General features: G+C 74.0%; 15 protein-coding genes. 5 read left to right on the forward strand and 10 right to left on the reverse strand.

The features are described from left to right. Window positions 1-195: 195 nt before the first annotated feature. The 4 genes from eda to zwf all read right to left on the reverse strand — a co-directional run bounded on the left by eda (window position 196) and on the right by zwf (window position 5,294). Complete coding sequence (eda, locus tag ABD823_RS32855) at window positions 196-816, reverse strand: bifunctional 4-hydroxy-2-oxoglutarate aldolase/2-dehydro-3-deoxy-phosphogluconate aldolase (protein ID WP_344866564.1); 621 nt, start codon at window positions 814-816, stop codon at window positions 196-198. After that, window positions 813-1,778, reverse strand: a complete 966-nt coding sequence (locus ABD823_RS32860; protein WP_344866566.1) for a glucokinase — start codon at window positions 1,776-1,778, stop codon at window positions 813-815. The genes eda and ABD823_RS32860 overlap by 4 nt, the downstream gene beginning before the upstream one ends. Window positions 1,779-1,860: 82 nt before the next feature. Beyond that, complete coding sequence (edd, locus tag ABD823_RS32865; protein WP_344866568.1) at window positions 1,861-3,741, reverse strand: phosphogluconate dehydratase; 1,881 nt, start codon at window positions 3,739-3,741, stop codon at window positions 1,861-1,863. 68 nt (window positions 3,742-3,809) lie between these two features. Then, complete coding sequence (gene zwf, locus ABD823_RS32870; protein WP_344866570.1) at window positions 3,810-5,294, reverse strand: glucose-6-phosphate dehydrogenase; 1,485 nt, start codon at window positions 5,292-5,294, stop codon at window positions 3,810-3,812. Between the two features lie 144 nt (window positions 5,295-5,438). On the opposite strand from zwf, the gene ABD823_RS32875 reads away from it, so the two are divergent. Next, a complete protein-coding gene (locus ABD823_RS32875) occupies window positions 5,439-6,608 on the forward strand; it encodes an ROK family transcriptional regulator (RefSeq protein ID WP_344866572.1) in 1,170 nt (389 codons plus the stop codon). Window positions 6,609-6,780: 172 nt separating this feature from the next. On the opposite strand, the gene ABD823_RS32880 is transcribed toward ABD823_RS32875, so the two are convergent. Further along, window positions 6,781-7,053: a hypothetical protein gene (locus tag ABD823_RS32880; RefSeq protein ID WP_344866574.1), complete on the reverse strand. Its 273-nt coding sequence runs from the start codon at window positions 7,051-7,053 to the stop codon at window positions 6,781-6,783. 136 nt (window positions 7,054-7,189) lie between these two features. On the opposite strand from ABD823_RS32880, the gene ABD823_RS32885 reads away from it, so the two are divergent. After that, window positions 7,190-7,588 (forward strand): ChaB family protein, encoded by a 399-nt coding sequence (locus ABD823_RS32885; protein ID WP_344866576.1) that lies wholly within the window; start codon window positions 7,190-7,192, stop codon window positions 7,586-7,588. Window positions 7,589-7,735: 147 nt separating this feature from the next. After that, a complete protein-coding gene (locus ABD823_RS32890) occupies window positions 7,736-9,397 on the forward strand; it encodes a catalase (RefSeq protein ID WP_344866578.1) in 1,662 nt (553 codons plus the stop codon). Between the two features lie 95 nt (window positions 9,398-9,492). Here ABD823_RS32890 and ABD823_RS32895 read toward each other — a convergent pair whose 3' ends face one another. Next, window positions 9,493-9,909: a CBS domain-containing protein gene (locus ABD823_RS32895; RefSeq protein WP_344866581.1), complete on the reverse strand. Its 417-nt coding sequence runs from the start codon at window positions 9,907-9,909 to the stop codon at window positions 9,493-9,495. A gap of 102 nt (window positions 9,910-10,011) precedes the next feature. Here ABD823_RS32895 and ABD823_RS32900 point away from each other — a divergent pair, with 102 nt between their 5' ends. Then, window positions 10,012-10,554 carry a cysteine hydrolase family protein gene (locus tag ABD823_RS32900; RefSeq protein ID WP_344866583.1) on the forward strand — a complete coding sequence of 181 codons (543 nt, stop codon included), beginning with the start codon at window positions 10,012-10,014 and terminating at the stop codon, window positions 10,552-10,554. Window positions 10,555-10,612: 58 nt separating this feature from the next. Beyond that, a complete protein-coding gene (locus tag ABD823_RS32905) occupies window positions 10,613-12,052 on the forward strand; it encodes a DUF2254 family protein (RefSeq protein WP_344866585.1) in 1,440 nt (479 codons plus the stop codon). 41 nt (window positions 12,053-12,093) lie between these two features. On the opposite strand, the gene ABD823_RS32910 is transcribed toward ABD823_RS32905, so the two are convergent. The 4 genes from ABD823_RS32910 to ABD823_RS32925 all read right to left on the reverse strand — a co-directional run bounded on the left by ABD823_RS32910 (window position 12,094) and on the right by ABD823_RS32925 (window position 16,980). Next, window positions 12,094-14,679, reverse strand: coding sequence for an ATP-binding protein (locus ABD823_RS32910; RefSeq protein WP_344866587.1), 2,586 nt, complete (start codon window positions 14,677-14,679; stop codon window positions 12,094-12,096). Window positions 14,680-14,799: 120 nt separating this feature from the next. Next, a complete protein-coding gene (locus ABD823_RS32915; RefSeq protein WP_344866589.1) occupies window positions 14,800-15,474 on the reverse strand; it encodes a DUF6766 family protein in 675 nt (224 codons plus the stop codon). A 100-nt stretch (window positions 15,475-15,574) separates the two neighbouring features. Further along, window positions 15,575-15,970: a hypothetical protein gene (locus ABD823_RS32920; protein WP_344866591.1), complete on the reverse strand. Its 396-nt coding sequence runs from the start codon at window positions 15,968-15,970 to the stop codon at window positions 15,575-15,577. Window positions 15,971-16,020: 50 nt separating this feature from the next. After that, window positions 16,021-16,980: a glycosyltransferase gene (locus ABD823_RS32925; protein WP_344866592.1), complete on the reverse strand. Its 960-nt coding sequence runs from the start codon at window positions 16,978-16,980 to the stop codon at window positions 16,021-16,023. Window positions 16,981-17,089: the final 109 nt, after the last annotated feature.

Genomic DNA, 17,089 nt, shown 5'->3' on the forward strand with positions numbered 1-17,089 from the left:
GTCCCGGCCCGGAAGACGGCGACGGCTCATGGCCGCCGGTGGGCGGCCATGAGCCGGTCTCCACGAGTCGTGAACCGGGTCGCGGCGGCTCGTGGCAGCGTGCGGGCCGAGGGAGGAAGGGCCCGCACGCACGTCTCAGGAGACCCGGGGCCGACGGGCGCCGGGTCAGGAGGCGCCGGGTCAGGAGGCGCCGGGTCAGGAGGCGCCGCGCAGCGCCGCCGCCTCCGCGGCCAGCTTCTCGATCCGCGCGTAGTCGCCCGCGGCCAGCGCGTCGGCCGGGGTGAGCCAGGTCCCGCCCACGCAGCCGACGTTCGGCAGCGCGAGGTAGTCCGGGGCAGTGCCGGGCTTGATCCCGCCCGTCGGGCAGAACCGCACCTCCGGCAGCGGGCCGCCCAGCGACTTCAGGTACGGCACGCCGCCCGCGGCCTCGGCGGGGAAGAACTTCATCTCGGTCACCCCGCGCTCGGCCAGCGCCATGACCTCCGACGCGGTGGCCGTGCCGGGCAGGAACGGCACGCCGCTGCCCGCCATGGCGTCCACCAGGGAGGCCGTGCTGCCCGGGCTGACCAGGAACCTCGCGCCCGCCTCCACGGAGGCGGCGACGTCCGCCGGGGTCCGCACGGTCCCGGCGCCGGTCACCGCGCCGGGCACCTCGGCGGCGATCCGCCGGATCGCCTCCAGCGCGCAGGACGTGCGGAGCGTGACCTCGATGACCGGCAGGCCGCCTGCGACCAGGGCGCGGGCCAGGGGCACCGCGGTCTCCACGTCGTCGATGACGACGACCGGGACCACCGGGGCGATGTCGAGCAGACTCATGCGTACTCCAGGTCGGACGTGCCGGCCAGGCACTGGGCCAGCCAGGCGGCGGCGCCGGTGAGGGCCGGCTGCGGCGCCACGATCAGCGTCGTGGCGATGGCGGACAGGTAGTCGCCGAGGGTCGGGGTGGCCTCGAACCGGCGGCGGAAGTCGCTGGCCAGGACGCGGTCCACGATACGCGGCAGCACGCCGCCGCCGAGGTAGACGCCGCCCCGGGCGCCCATGGTCAGCGCGACGTTCCCGGCGAAGGTGCCGAGCAGGCCGCAGAAGACCTCGACGGTCTCCGCGCACAGCGTGTCGTCCAGGCGGGCCACGATCTCCGCGGCGGGCAGGGACGGCGCGTCCACCCCGCGCACCGCCGCCAGCGCCCGGTGGAGCCGGGTCAGCCCCGGCCCCGACAGCAGGTGCTCGGCCACCACGTGCTCGAGCCCGCCGGCGTGCAGCGCCCGGACGACCTCGCGGTCCCGCTCGTCCAGCACCGGCACGGTCACGTGCCCGCCCTCGCCGGGCAGCGGCGTCCAGCCCGCCGCCGTGGGCACCAGGCCCGCGACGCCGAGGCCGGTGCCCGGGCCGAGCACCGCCTTGACCCCGCGCGACGGCTCGGGGCCGCCCAGGGGGACCAGGTCGCCCGCGGCCAGGTGCGGCAGGGAGGCGGCCAGGGCCTCGAAGTCGTTGAGCAGCTCGACGTGGGGGATGCCCAGGTCGCGCACCGACCCCGACCACCCGGCGTTGGTCAGCCGGTAGCGGTCGCCCTCCACCGGTCCCGCGATCGCCAGACAGGCCGCTCCCGGCTGAACTCCGCCCGCATGGTCTGCGAGATAGGCGGCTACGGCTTCGGGAAGCCCGTCGTGATCCCTTCCGGCCAGTACGGCCACCGCCCCGGGCCGGACGCCGATCTCGGTGACCAGCCCGAACCGGGCGTTGGTGCCGCCGATGTCGGCGACGAGCCAGGGGAGGTTCATGCGGCCCCCTCGGGGAGGGAGGCCGCGCGCCCGGAGGCGGAGTGGGCGGCCGCGCGCCCGGAGGCGGTGCGGCGCGGCGCGCTCACCTCGCCTCTCCGGCCGCGGCGCGGGCCGCGCTCTCGGCCTCGGCGCGGCCGTTCAGCGCGAAGACGCCGGCGCCGCGCTCGGCCGGGCCGGCCGCGGCGCGGAAGGCGGCGAACAGCTCGCGGCCGGTGCCCACCCACTGCGCGTCGGTGAGCGGGGCGCCCTGCGGGGTGCGGGCGGCCAGCTCCTCGTCCGGGACGAGCAGCTCCAGGGTGCCCGCCGCGGAGTCGAGGCGGATGGGGTCGCCGTCCCTGACCAGCGCGATGGGGCCGCCGTGCGCGGCCTCGGGCGACAGGTGGATGGCGGCCGGGACCTTGCCGGAGGCGCCCGACAGGCGGCCGTCGGTGACGATCGCCACCCGCTGCCCGCGGTCGAGCAGGACCGCCAGCGGCGGGATGAGCTTGTGCAGCTCGGGCATGCCGTTCGCCCTCGGCCCCTGGTAGCGGATGACCGCCACGAAGTCCTGCCCGTCCAGCTCGCCCGCCTCGAAGGCGCGCAGCAGCTCCAGCTGGTCGTCGAAGACCTTGGCCGGGGCCTCGACCACCCGGTGCTCGGGCTTGACGGCCGAGATCTTGCTGACCGCGCGGCCCAGGTTGCCGTCGAGCATGCAGATGCCGCCGTCGGGGGAGAAGGGGTCGCTCGCCGGGCGGAGCACGTCGAGGTCGGTGCTGCCCTCGGTGCGCTCGGTCCAGACCGGCTCGCCGTCCTTCAGCTCGGGGGCGGAGCGGTAGTGGTCCAGCCCGCGCCCGGCGACGGTCAGCACGTCGCGGTGGAGCAGCCCGGCGTCGAGCAGCTCGCCGATCAGCACCTGCATGCCGCCGGCGGCGTGGAAGTGGTTCACGTCCGCCTGGCCGTTGGGGTAGATGCGCGCCAGCAGCGGGACCGCCTTCGACAGCGCGTCCAGGTCGTCCCAGAGCAGCTCGATGCCGGCCGCCGCGGCGATGGCCACCAGGTGCATGGTGTGGTTGGTGGAGCCGCCGGTGGCCAGCAGCGCCACGCACGCGTTGACGACGGCCTTCTCGTCGACGACCCTGCCGACCGGGGCGTACTCGGCGCCGTGCGCGGTGATCTCCACCGCGCGCCGGCCCGCCGCCCGCGTCAGGGCCTCGCGCAGCTCGGTGCGCGGGTTGACGAAGGTCGCGCCCGGCAGGTGCAGGCCCATGACCTCGATCATGACCTGGTTGGAGTTGGCGGTGCCGTAGAAGGTGCAGGTGCCGGGGGAGTGGTAGGACTTCGCCTCGGCGTCCAGCAGCTCCTCGCGGCCGACCTTGCCCTCGGCGTACAGCTGCCGGGTGCGGGCCTTGACCTTGTTGGGCAGGCCGGAGGTCATCGGCCCGGCGGGCACGAACACCGCGGGCAGGTGGCCGAAGTGCAGCGCGCCGATCAGCAGGCCCGGCACGATCTTGTCGCAGACGCCCAGCAGGAGCGAGGCGTCGAACATGTCGTGGGACAGGGCGACCGCGGTGGCCATCGCGATGACCTCGCGGCTGTAGAGCGACAGCTCCATGCCCGCGCGGCCCTGCGTGATGCCGTCGCACATCGCGGGCACGCCGCCGGCGAACTGGGCGACGCCGCCCGCCGCGCGCACCGCCTCCTTGAGCACGGCCGGGTAGGTCTCGTACGGCTGGTGCGCCGAGAGCATGTCGTTGTAGCTGGAGACGATCGCCACGCCGGGCCTGGTGCTCGCGCGCAGGGCGGGCTTGTCGACGCCGGCGGCGGCGAAGCCGTGCGCCAGGTTGGCGCAGCCCAGGCTGGAGCGGGCGGGCCCGCGCTCGCGGGCCGCCGCGGCCTCCGCCTCCAGCCGCGCCAGGTAGGCGCCGCGGCTGGCGCGGCTGCGCTCGATCAGGCGGTCGGTGACCTCCTGGACGACGGGATGCATCCGGCCTCCTGTGTCGGTGTCGGTCTCGGTTCGGGTCTCGGGTCGCGGCGCGGGGCCGGGGGGACGGGTCACGAGGGGTCCTCGTCGTGCCAGGTGCGGCCGCTGCGGCCGACGAGCTCGTGCGCCCCGGCGGGGCCCGGGGTGCCCGCCGGGTACGGCTCGGGCAGCATGCTCTGCGACTCCCACTCGGTGAGGATCGGGTCGATCCACCGCCAGGCGGCCTCCACCTCGTCGCGCCGCATGAACAGCGTCGGGTTGCCGGCCAGCACGTCCATGAGCAGCCGCTCGTAGGCGTCGGGCACCCGGCCGGTGAAGGTGTCGGCGAAGCTCAGGCTCAGCGGGACCGGCTTGAGCGCCACCTCGCCCGCGCCCGGCTCCTTGGCCATGATGTGCAGCCGGATGCCCTCGCTCGGCTGCAGCCGCAGCACCAGCCGGTTGGGCGCGCTGCCGGGGAAGATCGAGTGGGGCACGTCCTTGAACTGCACCACGATCTCCGAGCACCGGTACGGCATGCGCTTGCCGGTGCGCAGGTAGAACGGCACGCCCGCCCAGCGCCAGTTCTTCACCTCGGCGCGGATGGCGGCGAAGGTCTCGACCCGGTGGGAGGCCTCGGTGGGCGGCTTGCTGTCGGGCTCGTCGAGGTAGCCGGGCACCGGCACGCCGCCGCAGACGCCGGCGGTGTACTGGCCGCGGACGGTGAAGCGGTCCACCTCGCTGCCGGCGATCGGCCGCAGCGCCTGCAGGACCTTGACCTTCTCGTCGCGGATGGACTCGCGGTCGTTGCGCGCCGGGGCCTCCATGGCGACCAGGCAGAGCAGCTGGAGCAGGTGGTTCTGGACCATGTCGCGCAGCGCGCCGGCGTGGTCGTAGTAGCCGCGGCGGCCGGGCGTGCCGACGGTCTCGGCGACGGTGATCTGCACGTGGTCGATCCACAGGGAGTTCCAGATCGGCTCCAGGAACGCGTTGGCGAAGCGGAGCACGAGGAGGTTCTGGACGGTCTCCTTGCCGAGGTAGTGGTCGATGCGGAAGATCTGCCGCTCGTGGAAGATCGCGCCGACCTCGTCGTTGATGGCCTGCGCGCTGGCCAGGTCGCGGCCGAGCGGCTTCTCCAGCACCACCCGGGAGGCGGGGGTGACCAGGCCGGCGCGGTGCGCCTGGCGGCAGAAGGGGCCGAACGTCATGGGCGGGCTGGCCAGGTAGAACACCCGGTCGCGCTCCTCGTGGCCGGCGAGCAGCTCGCCGAGCCTCGTCCAGCCGGTGGGGTCCTCGCCGGTGACGTCGATGGTGACGTGGTGCAGGCGGGCCAGGAAGCGCTGCCACAGCTCCTGCTCGGCGGGGCCGTCCACCGGCACCGAGCCGCGGACCTGCGCGTCGACCTTGCCGCGGAAGTCGGCGTCGTCCAGGCCGCCGCGGGACAGGGCGATGATCCGGGTCTCCCGGGCGAGCAGCCCGTCGCGGTCGCAGTGGTAGAGCGCCGGGAGGAGCTTCCGCATGGAGAGGTCGCCGGTGCCGCCGAAGACGATCAGGTCGGCGGGGTGGGGGGTCTCGGACATGAGGGAGCTCCGTGATTGATCTACCGGTTCAGGGATAGATCGGACACTAGCTAGATCTTGCGCTTTGCACAAGCAGAGTTTTGTCATTTGAGATGAGAAAGTCGGAACTTTTCATTTCCTAACCGGGTGTGGTTCACTGAGCCGATGCCTCGACGTCCCGCTGCCGCGCTCGCCACGAGCGGTGAGGTGCTCCGCCTCATCCGCACGGGCGAGGCCGTCACGCGCGCGGACATCGGCAGGGTCACCGGCCTGTCCCGGCCCGCGGTCTCCCTGCGCGTCACCGAGCTGCTGGACCGGCGCCTGATCGTGGAGGACAGCGAGGGTCCCTCCACCGGCGGGCGCCCGCCCACCCGCCTGGCCTTCAACGCCGCAGGCGGCCTCGTGCTGGTCGCCGCGCTGGGGGCGAGCCGCGCGCAGATCGCGGTCTGCGACCTCGCCGCCGGGGTGCTGGCCGGCACCGAGCTCGCCGTCGACGTCGAGGAGGGGCCCGACGTCGTGCTGCCCCTGGTCATGCGGACCTGGGAGGAGCTGCTCGGCGACCGCCCCGTCTCCCTGGTCCGCGGCGTCGGCCTCGGCGTGCCCGCCACCGTGGAGTTCGCGGCCCGCCGTACCGAGAGCGCCCGCATCATGGCGAGCTGGACCGGGGTGGCGATCCCGCCGATCATCGCCGGGCGCTTCCCCGTGCCCGTCTTCCTCGACAACGACGTGAACGTCATCGCGATCGGCGAGCACCGCGCGGTCTACGCGGGCGAGGCCGACGACCTGCTGTTCGTCAAGGTCTCCACCCGGATCGGCGCGGGCGTCATCGCGGGCGGCGAGATCCTGCGCGGCGCGCTGGGCGCGGCCGGGGAGATCGGGCACATCCCGGTCCGCGACGGCGGGGGAGTGCTCTGCCGCTGCGGCAACACCGACTGCCTCGACTCGGTCGCCAGCGCCACCGCGATCCTGCGCGCGCTGCGCTCCCGGGGGCACGAGGTCAAGACCCTCGCCGACGTGGTGGGCCTGGTCCGCGGCGGGGACGCCGAGACGATGACGGTGATCCGCGACGCGGCCCGGATGCTGGGCGAGGTGGTGGCCAGCGCGGTCAACATCCTCAACCCCGCCGTGGTCGTCCTCGGCGGGGACGTCGCCGAGGCGTTCCAGCCCCTGGTGTCGGGCGTGCGCGAGGTCGTCTACCGCCGCTCGACCGCGCTGGCCACCCGCAACCTGCGCATCGAGCGAAGCCGTCTCGGACCCGGGGCGGGCATCACCGGCTGCGCCCACCTGGTCCTCGACCACATCCTCTCCCCGGAGGCGGTCGACCTGTCCTCCTGACGGGGCCTGGCCGGGCCGTGTCCCTCTCCGGCCGGAGCCGTACGGCGTGCCCGCACCGTGTCCCGGTGCGCCCGGCCGTGCGCCGGGCGGGTGCCGGCCGCCCACCGGAGCGGGCGGGGCCGCCCGGCGCAGGTCCCCCCGGCGGCCCCGGAGCGCGGTCCCGGAGGGCTGCTCAGCCCGCCTCGCTCATCCCGTCGTGCCGTTCACGCTCCTGGTTCTGCCTGCGGGTGGCCACCGCCATGTCCACGGCGGCCACCACGGCCAGCACCGCCATCACCCCGGTCAGCAGCGGGATGCCCGCGATGATCCCGAGCACGCCGATGCCGAGCGTGGCGATCAGGGCGAACGAGCCCAGCCGGATATGGACCACATCGCGGGGAGTCGCGGGCACCATCGTCCTGCCGGTGCGTGACGTCTCCTCCGGGCGCTGAGGTTCGCGAGTCATGCTCAACCCTCCTTGCGTAATCAGACCGCTCCCGTACCCAGGCACGCCCCGTGCATGCACGGGGCGCATGTTCTCCGGCGGGCGGGGCAGGCGACGGGCGCAAGGCCACAGGCAAGCGGAACGAGGTGATGGCACGATGCCGGCACGCGAGGAGCTGCCGTCGACCCTGCGGCGCTCTCCGAAGAAGGCGCAGGAGACCTGGATCAAGGCGCACGACTCGGCGGTGGAGACCTACGGGGAGGGCGAGCGGGCGCACCGCACGGCCTTCGCCGCGCTGAAGCACTCCTTCGAGAAGGTCGGCGACCACTGGGAGCCGAAGGAGAACGGCCGCAAGGGGCCGTCCGACGCCCAGGCGGCCAGGAGCACGCCCAGGACGGGCAGGACCGCCGAGGGGGTGGACGCCTCCGCCTCCAGGGAGCACCTGTACGGCATCGCCAGGCGCCTGGACGTGCGGGGCCGGTCCACGATGACCAAGCAGCAGCTCGTCGAGGCCATCAGGAAGGCGAACCGGAAGCGCACCGCGGACGCGCGCTGACCCCCCGGGCTCCGGGCGCCGCCGACGGGCCGGCGCCCAGAGCCCGGACCTCGGCATTTTTCCGGAGATTCTCGGTGCCGCGGCTATAACCCGGCCCGCAGCGGATAGGAGAGCCCGGAAGCCGACGCCGAGGGAGGCAAGCTCATCATGACGGACGTGTCGAGCATGGGACCGCAGCCGGGCGACGAACGTCCGGTGCTGACCAACCGGCAGGGACATCCGGTCTACGACAACCAGAACCAGCGCACGGTCGGCGCCCGGGGCCCGGCCACGCTGGAGAACTACCAGTTCCTGGAGAAGATCAGCCACTTCGACCGGGAGCGCATCCCCGAGCGGGTGGTCCACGCCCGCGGGGTGACGACCTACGGCTTCTTCGAGGCCACCGGGTACCTCGGGGACGAGCCGATCAGCCGCTACACCCGGGCCAAGCTCTTCCAGCAGCCGGGCAAGCGCACCGACGTCGCCGTACGGTTCTCCACCGTGATCGGCGGGCGCGACTCGTCCGAGTGCGCGCGCGACCCGCGCGGGTTCGCGGTGAAGTTCTACACCGAGGACGGCAACTGGGACCTGGTCGGCAACAACCTGGCCGTCTTCTTCATCCGGGACGCCATCAAGTTCCCCGACGTCATCCACGCGCTCAAGCCGGACCCGGTGACGTTCCGGCAGGAGCCCAACCGGATCTTCGACTTCATGTCGCAGACGCCCGAGTGCATGCACATGCTGGTCAACCTCTTCAGCCCGCGGGGCATCCCGGCGGACTACCGGCACATGCAAGGGTTCGGCGTAAATACGTACAAATGGGTCAATCAGCACGGAGAGACGCATCTGGTCAAATACCACTGGATGCCGAAGCAGGGCGTGCGGAGCATGACCGCGGCGGACGCGGCGGCCGTGCAGGCGAACGACCTCGGGCACGCCACCAGGGACCTGCACGAGGCCATCGACCGCGGCGACTACCCCGAGTGGGAGCTGCTGGTGCAGATCATGACCGACGACGAGCACCCCGAGCTGGACTTCGACCCGCTGGACGACACCAAGGTCTGGCCGGAGGACCGGTTCCCGGCGCTGCCCGTCGGCCGGATGGTCCTCAACCGGAACGTGGAGAACAACTTCGCCGAGAACGAGCAGATCTCGTTCGGCACCGGCGTGCTCGTCGACGGGCTGGACTTCTCCGACGACAAGATGCTGGTCGGCCGGACCTTCTCCTACAGCGACACCCAGCGCTACCGGGTGGGCCCGAACTACCTGCAGCTCCCGGTCAACCAGGCCAAGAACGCCGACGTGCGCACCAACCAGCGCGACGGGTTCATGACCTACCACGTCGACGGCGCGGGGGAGAACCCGCACGTCAACTACGAGCCGTCCATCACCGGAGGCCTGCGCGAGGCGCAACTCCCCACGCACGACGAGCAGGGGCCGACCATCACCGGGCGCCTGACCCGCAAGCGCATCCCGCGCACCAACGACTACAAGCAGGCCGGCCAGCGCTACCTGCTGATGGAGCAGTGGGAGCGCGACGACCTCGTGCTCAACTTCGTCACGATGCTCTCGCAGTGCGAGCGCCCCATCCAGGAGCGCATGGTCTGGCACCTGCTGCTGGTCGAGGACGACCTGGGCCTGCGCGTCGGCGAGGGGCTCGGCATCGGCCCGGACGACGTCTCGCACCTGGAGCCGCTGGCCAGCCAGGACCTCACCGACGAGGACCGCGAGCGCCTGGCCAGGCTGGGCAAGAACGGGCCGCGCGACGTCAGCGGCCTGAAGATGACCCACTGCGTGCCGAACGAGCGGGCCGTGACGGCGCAGGCGTGAGCGCCGCGACGGCGCGGGCGTGAACCCCGGCCCGCGACCGGCGGGGCCGCCCTCCCGGGGGAGGGCGGCCCCGCGGCCGTACGGGCGGACCCGCGTCAGTCGGTGCTGATCGCGTCGAGCAGGTCGCCGACCGGGCGGTCGGGGAGCGCCCGGGCCACGTCCGCCAGGGCCACGACCCCGACGAGCTCGTGGCCGTCGATCACCGGGAGCCTGCGCACCTTGTGCGAGGCCATCGTCCGGAGGATCTCACCGGCGTCGTCGTCGGCGCCGATGGTCACGGCCTCTCCCTGGGCCAGCTCGCCGGCCGTGCAGGAGGCCGGGTCCTTGCCCTGGGCGAGCACCTTCACCACGATGTCCCGATCGGTGAGCACGCCCTTGAGGCGGTCGTCGGTGCCGCAGATCGGCAGGGAGCCCACGCCCAGCCGCGCCATCTTCTCGGCGGCCTTGAGGACCGGCTCGTCCGCGTTCACGCACTCCGCGTTCGGAGTCATGATCTCCCGTGCGGTCGTCATCCTCGCTCCTTTCGCAGGTTTTCCTGGGTTGTGCGGCTTCCCGCCGGAGAGCGGATGAAACGGACCCGGAATGAAGGGTGGACACGGGGATAGGAGGCAGGCATGAGCAGAGCGGCGCTGATCGTCATGGACATGCTGAACCCGTACGACCACGAGGACGCGGACCTGCTGGCGGAGAGCGTCGAACGGATCGTGGAGCCGCTGGCCGGGCTCGTCGGCCGGGCGCACGGGCGCCGGGACGTGGAGCTGGTCTTCGTCAACGACAACCACGGCGACTTCGCGGCGACCCGGGAGGACATCGCGGCGCTGGCCCGCAAGGGCAGGCGCCCCGACCTCGTGGAGCCGGTGCTGCCCCCGCCCGACCGGCCGTTCCTGGCCAAGGTGCGCCACAGCGCCTTCTACGGCACCTCGCTGGAGTACCTGCTGACCCACCGGGACGTCGGCACGGTGATCCTGGCCGGGCAGGTGACCGAGCAGTGCATCCTGTACAGCGCGCTCGACGCCTACGTGCGGCACTTCTCCATCCGGGTGCCGCGCGACTGCGTGGCCGCCATCCACCCCGACCTGGGGGACGCGGCCCTGCGGATGATGGAGCGGAACATGGGGGCGCGGATCGTCGACTCCGAGCGGTGCCTGGACGACTGAGGCGGGGGCGGGCTTTGCCCGCCGTTTACCCGGTGGGGCCGGGGGTACGCCGAGCACGGTGTCCGAGATATCGCGATTACGGCGCTTCGTCCCTGCGCAGCAGGACCTCCGGGTCCGCCTCCGGCTGTCGGTGACGGAGTTCCTGCTGACCCCTCTGCTCATGATGCTCGGGGCCGTCGCCCTGGCGGTCGGCGCCACGCTGGCGGACATGACCTCCCCCGCCTGGCCGCCCGGGGTCCGCGACGCCTTCCTGCGGCTGTTCCCGCACGAGAACCTCGTCGCCATGCTGCGGGTGATCGCGACGGGGCTGGTCACGGTGACCACGCTGACCATCTCCGCGCTCCTGGTGGCGATCTCGCACACCGCCACGACCGTCGCGCCGGTCGTGTTCGACCAGTTCCTGCGGCGCCGCGCGAACCAGGCGTACTTCGGCTACGTCGCCGGCTGCGCCACCTACACCTACCTCGTCATGGCCGTCTCCCGTCCGCGGTGGGCCGGGGTGGGGGCGCTGCTGGCCGTCGTGCTCGCCGCCGGAGCGCTCGTCCTGCTCGTCTTCATGGCCTACGTCATGATCGACCAGATGCGCCCGACCTCCGTGGTGCGCTCGATCCAGGACCTGGCCTTCAGAGCCCGCCTGCGCCAGCTGCCCCTGCTGGCCCGCTCCCGCCCCCGGCCCCTGCGCGACGGCGAGTCGCTGCCGGTGACCACCCGGTCGACCGGCTACGTGGTCGACATCAGCACCGCCCGCCTGGAGAGGCTGCTCGCCCCCTCAGGGGAGGACGTCGAGGTCTCCTTCCAGGTGCGGATCGGCGACCTGCTCGCCTACGGCGACACCGTCGCCCGCATCCGCGGCGGGGACGAGGCGCAGCGCCGCCGGATCGCCGGCAGCGTCCTCGACTGCGTCACGATCGACCGCGTCCGCAACGCCGACGTCGACCCCGACCACGCCATCGAGCAGCTCGGCAACATCGCCTGGGCGGCCACCTCCACCCGGCAGAACCCGGACGTGGCGCTGGCCTCCGTCGGGGCCCTGCGCGACCTGTCGGCCCGGTGCGCCGCGGCGGGCGTCCCGGAGGCCGAGGCGTACGGCGGGCCGCTGCCGGTGGTCTACGACGACGCCCTGCAGCGGCGGATCGTGGCGGCGCTGGTGGACCTGGTGGTGGTCAGCACCTCCTCCCGGCAGCACCAGACCTGCGCGGTGGCGCTGTCCACCCTGGCCGAGATCCTGCCGCAGCTGCCGGAGCGCGACCGGGACCTGGCGGTCAAGAGCCTGCAGCGGGCGCTGCCCGCCACCCTCTCCCACGTGGCCAGCGTGGAGATGGGCCGCGGCCTGGCCAGGCTGCGCGCCGCCTTCGACACGATCGGCCGGGAGGACATGGCCGACCAGGTCCGCGACATGGGCCCGCGGCTGGTCAGGGAGAACGGGCTGGACGACGACCTCGTCGACCACATCGACGACCACGACATCACCGGTCCCCGGCCGTTCCGCTTCCGCTGACGCCCGGCCCCGGCTCCGCCCCGCGGGCGGCGCCGGGGCGCTCAGCCCGGCGGCCCCTGCGCGGGCAGGCGGACGGTGAAGACGGTGCCGCCGCCCTCCCGGGGGCCGGCGGTGATCTCGCCGCCGTGCGCCTCGACGATCGCCCTGGTGATGGCCAGCCCCAGGCCGGTGCCCTTGGTCCCGGACTCCACCGCGGTGGAGGCGCGGAAGAAGCGGTCGAACAGCCGGGGGTACTGCTCGGCCGGGACGCCGATGCCGGTGTCGGCGACGGTCAGCGTGACCGTCCCGCTCCGGCACTCGCCCCCGCCGCGGGCCGCGCCGCCGCCGCAGCCGGCCGTCACGGTGACGGAGCCGCCCTCGGGGGTGTACTTGACCGCGTTGGACAGCAGGTTGTCCAGCACCTGGCGGAGCCGCAGCGGGTCGCCGTGCACGGGCAGGTGGCGTTCCAGCTCCACGCCGACGGTCAGGCGCTTGGCCTCGGCGGCGGCCCGGTGATCGTCGACGGCCTGGCGCACCAGCCGGGTCAGCGAGATGGGCCGCGGGTCGAGGGCGACGCGCCCGGAGTCCAGCCGGGCCAGGTCCAGCAGGTCGTCGACCAGGTGCTGCAGGTGGGCGCTCTTGCGGTCGATGACGCCGGCGAACATGCGCTGCTCGTCGTCCAGGCCGGACTCGTCCATGAGCATCTCGGCGTAGCTGCGGATCACCGCGACGGGGGAGCGCAGCTCGTGGCTGACCACGGCCACCAGCTCGTCCTTCATCCGGTCCAGGTCGCGCAGCCGGCGCACCTGCTCCCGCTCCTGCGCGAGCAGCCGCTCGCGCTCGTCCGCCACCCGGTGGCGCTCGGTCACGTCGGTGCAGATGCCGTCGGCCATCAGCCGCCCGTCCTCGCGGCGGGGCCGCGCCCGGGTCCAGACCCAGCGGGTGACGCCGTCCAGGCCGACGAGGCGGTACTCGGCCTGGACCGGCCGGCCCTCGCGGACCCCGGCGAGCAGTTCCGCGAAGGCCGGCCGGTCGTCGGGGTGGACGCGCTCGCCGATGAGGGCCGCGGCGTCGGCGTCGAGCGGCACCTGGCCGCCCAGGATCCCCGCGGTGTTCCCGCTCTGGTAGACCCGCCGGGCCGAGCCGTCCTCGCCGACCTCGACGGTCCAGACCAGGTCGTCGAGCTGGGCGGCGATCTGGTCGAAGCGGCGCCGGCTGGCGGTCAGGGCCAGCGCGAGGTCCTCGGCGCGGCGGCGCTCCATGTACCGGCCGACGTGCGCGCAGACGCCGCGGAGCAGGTCGACCAGCTCGTCGTCGGGCTCCTCGACGGTGTCGGTGAAGAAGGCCAGCACGGCCAGCACCCGCTCGCCGCTGCGCACGGGGAGCCCGACGGCGGTGCGCAGTCCGGCCTCCAGCACTTCCCGGACACGGGCCGTGACCTCCGGTTCGGCCCGCAGGTCGCGGATCCAGAGGGCACGGCCGGCGGCGGCGACCCGGCCGGGCAGCCCTTCCCCGGGGCGGAAGGCCGCCGGCTCCCGGCCGGTGAAGGCCGACAGGTCGAGTCCGGGCCGCGTCCAGGAGCCGGTGCGCGTCAGGCGGGCGCCCTGGGGGTCGGCCTGCCAGTACTCGCCGCAGGCCCAGCCGAGGCTGCCGGCGATCGCGCCGATCACGCCGCAGGCGGCCTGGTCGGCGGAGGCGGCCTCGGCCAGTGCCCGGACCACGGCGTGCTGGACGTCGCGGAGCAGCTGCACGCGGTGCCGGCCGGTGATCTCGTGCGCCACGGCCACCGCGCCGAGGCGGCGCCCGTCGGGGGAGTCGATCGGACGGCCGTTGACCAGATACCGGCGCGGAGGCCTGCCGGGCGGGCGGACCACCACCTCCTGGCCCTCGTACCGCTCCCGCAGCGCCCGGACCAGGGGCAGCTCCTCGACGTCGAGCAGGTCCTTCCCCGCCGCGTCGAACAACCGGTAGGCCTGCGCCCACACCTCCCTGTCCACCGGCAGCTCGGGAACCCGGAGGATCTCCCGCATCGGCTGGTTGAAGCGGACCAGCCGGCCCTCGGCGTCGCAGGCCGAGACCGGGACGTCCAGGCTGTCCAGCAGCGCCGACAGGAACGTGCGCTCCCGCTCCAGCTCCTGACGGACCCCGCGCTCGGCCGTCCACGAGGAGATCTCCGCCTCCGCCACCGAGGCCAGTGCCTCCAGCGTCTCCAGCTCCTGCGGCGTCCAGGTACGGGGGCGGCCGTCGATCACGCACAGCGCGCCCAGCGGGGGGCCGCCGGGGGCGTGCAGCGGGGTCCCGGCGTAGGCGGTCAGCTCGCCGCGGGAGACGGCCCCGATGCCGGCCCAGCGCTCGTCGCGCCGGGCGTCGCCCACGGTCAGCGGGGCGTCGTCGCGGACCAGGTACCGGCACATGGACTGCGACAGGGGGGTCTGCCGCGGAGGCGGCGAGTCACCGGAGCCCGCGGCGCTGAGGATCACCTGCCGGTCCTCGGCGATCAGCGTCACCAGGGCGGCGGGGACGTCCAGCAGCCGGACCGCCGTCCGGGCCACCTGGTCCAGCACCGGCGCCTGCGGGGCCTCCAGCAGGCCGGTGGCCCGCAGCGCCTCCAGCCGCCGCGCCTCGCGGCCTCCGTCCTGTCTCTCCACGGGCCCACCTCCCCGCGCCCGCCCGCCGGTCCGCACCCCGCATCAGGTGTGTTATGCCCGTTATCAGGAGATATGTCCCCTCCAGTGCGGGCCGGCGGGGGTGCGGCCGCCCGGCCGGGCTCACCCCTCGACGTCGGTGGCCGCGTGCGGCGCGCCGACGGGCTTGGACTCCGGCGACCCCCGCTGGCGCAGGTAGACGGAGAGCACCACCATCGACAGCACGGCGAGGAACTCCGACTGCCAGTTCTGCAGCGTGCGGTTCCAGAAGTCGGCCGAGGTGACGTACCCCCACCAGTTCAGCGGGTCCTGCAGCCGGGAGAGGCGCTCGGCGTTCCAGCCCGCCAGACCCGCCACCGACTGGGCCAGCCAGGACAGGGCGAAGACCAGCCCCATCACCATGCCCAGCGAGTTGCCGTACAGCGTCTGCCGCAGGCCGGTCGCCTTCGCCCAGCGAGGAGCGTCCGGTCCGGCGTACGGCCCGACCTGCTGGTCGGCGTCGCTCTCCGGGCCCTCCTTGCCGGGCTTCTTCGACTCAGGGGAGCCCCGCTGCACCCACCAGACCGTGGCCAGGATGAACAGCAGGAACTGCAGGTACTCCGACTGCCAGTTCTCCGCGACGTCGACCGCGAAGTCCGAGGAGGTGACGTACCCCAGCCAGGAGACCGCCGCCCCGCCCTCGGCGAGCCGCCGGTCGTTGTAGGCCGCGGTCCCGGCCACGGACTGCCCGGCCAGCGCCAGCAGGAACAGCAGCAGGAAGAACAGGCTGAGCGCGTTGTCCCTGGCGAAGCGCCGCATGGATCCTCCCTCCCTCACCGGCGCAGCAGGCCGAGGGCGAAGAAGTACGCCAGGCCGACCACGATGATCACGAGGGTCACGGTGAACATCACCCGCACGGTCATCCCTCCACCTCGCACGAGTACGGCAGGGCGCCGCGCGGGCGGCAGCCCGCCGCCCGGACCAGCCAGCCCTGCGGGAAGCGGTGCAGGAAGACGGTGTCGCGCGCCAGCCGCACCTGGGCCTCGTCCCCCCAGACCTCCGCCCCGCCCGGCGCGCCGCCCGGCAGGTCCAGCTCCAGCACGGCCCGCTCGCACGCCTGCCCGCCGGAGCGCAGGCCCTCGGCGGCCTCGGGGGCCAGCAGCGCGCACGCCCGCCCGCCCTGCCCGGTCGCCACCGCCGCGTAGAAGCGCTCCGCCACCCCTACGGCGGGCTCCCGGTCGGCGGAGGCGCACCCCGTCAGGGCCGCCCCCGCCGCCGCGGTCGCGGCCGCCACCATGATCACTCTTGCGTTCACGGCCGCCCCCTACCCCGGCGATCACGGAAGTCACCCGGTGAGGTCACCGGTCAGCCACCGGTGACCTCACCGATCAGGCGGTCCCAGTCGGCCAGGAAGCGGCCGAGCCCGTAGCGGGCCAGCGCGGCGGCCCGGGCGTGCTTGCCGACCTGCCGGGCCAGCTCGGGCTCGCCGGAGAAGGCCTCCAGAGCGGCGACCAGGACGGGCACCCGGGTGGAGATCACCCCGGCCTCCGGCGGGACCGCCTCCACGGCCTCGGTGGCGGCCAGCGCCACGACCGGCATGCCGAGCATCATGGCCTCGATGAGGGACAGCCCGAGCGAGGTCCACCGGTACGGGTGCAGGTAGACCCGGCGCCGGGCCAGCTCGGCGTGCATCCGGGCCTGCGGCAGGTCCTCGAAGACGCCGACGGGCACGCCCAGGTGGTCCGGCAGGCCGGTGACCCCCATGCCGAACACGTCCAGCGGGACCTCCTCGGCGAACCGCGGCAGCAGGTCGGTCCCCGCGACCCGCTCGCGCCGGACCGGCTCGTTGACGACGACGCCGGCCCGGGGCAGCTCGCCGGTGTACAGGTGGCCGGGGTCGAGCACGCCGTGCTCGATGATCCGGACCGGGGCCCTGCCGTTGTCCCAGAACAGGGCGTTGAAGTTCGTCACGTGCACGATCGGGACGTCGGCGCGGTCGGCCAGCGGGTGCCGGGTGGCCGGGACCTCGCCCTTGGGGGTGTTGTGCTCGACGTAGACGGCGGGCACGTCCCGGCCCGGGCGCCGGCCCAGCCAGCGCTCGGCCAGGTCGAGCTCGTGCGGGCGCTGCAGGACGACCAGGTCCACCTCCTCCCCGCGGAGCCGGTCGGCGGGCACCTCCCGCGCCCTGTCCGGCCAGGGGAAGGTGCGCGCCCGGCCGCGCCCGTCGGGGCCCCGGTCGGGGGTGAGCGGGATCAGGTAGTCGTGCTCGCCGTGGACGAAGGACGTGGTCCACGAGCCGTGCACGTGCCAGAGCAGGATCCTCACCGCGCCACCTCCCGCACCGTCTCCGGGAGCGGCCGCCCGCCCGGCACGGCCGCGGCCCTCCCCGTCGGCGGCCGCGGCGACCCGGGCGCGCCCCGGCCCGGCGGTGCTC

Source organism: Planomonospora alba, from assembly GCF_039534085.1.
Classification (GTDB): domain Bacteria; phylum Actinomycetota; class Actinomycetes; order Streptosporangiales; family Streptosporangiaceae; genus Planomonospora_B; species Planomonospora_B alba.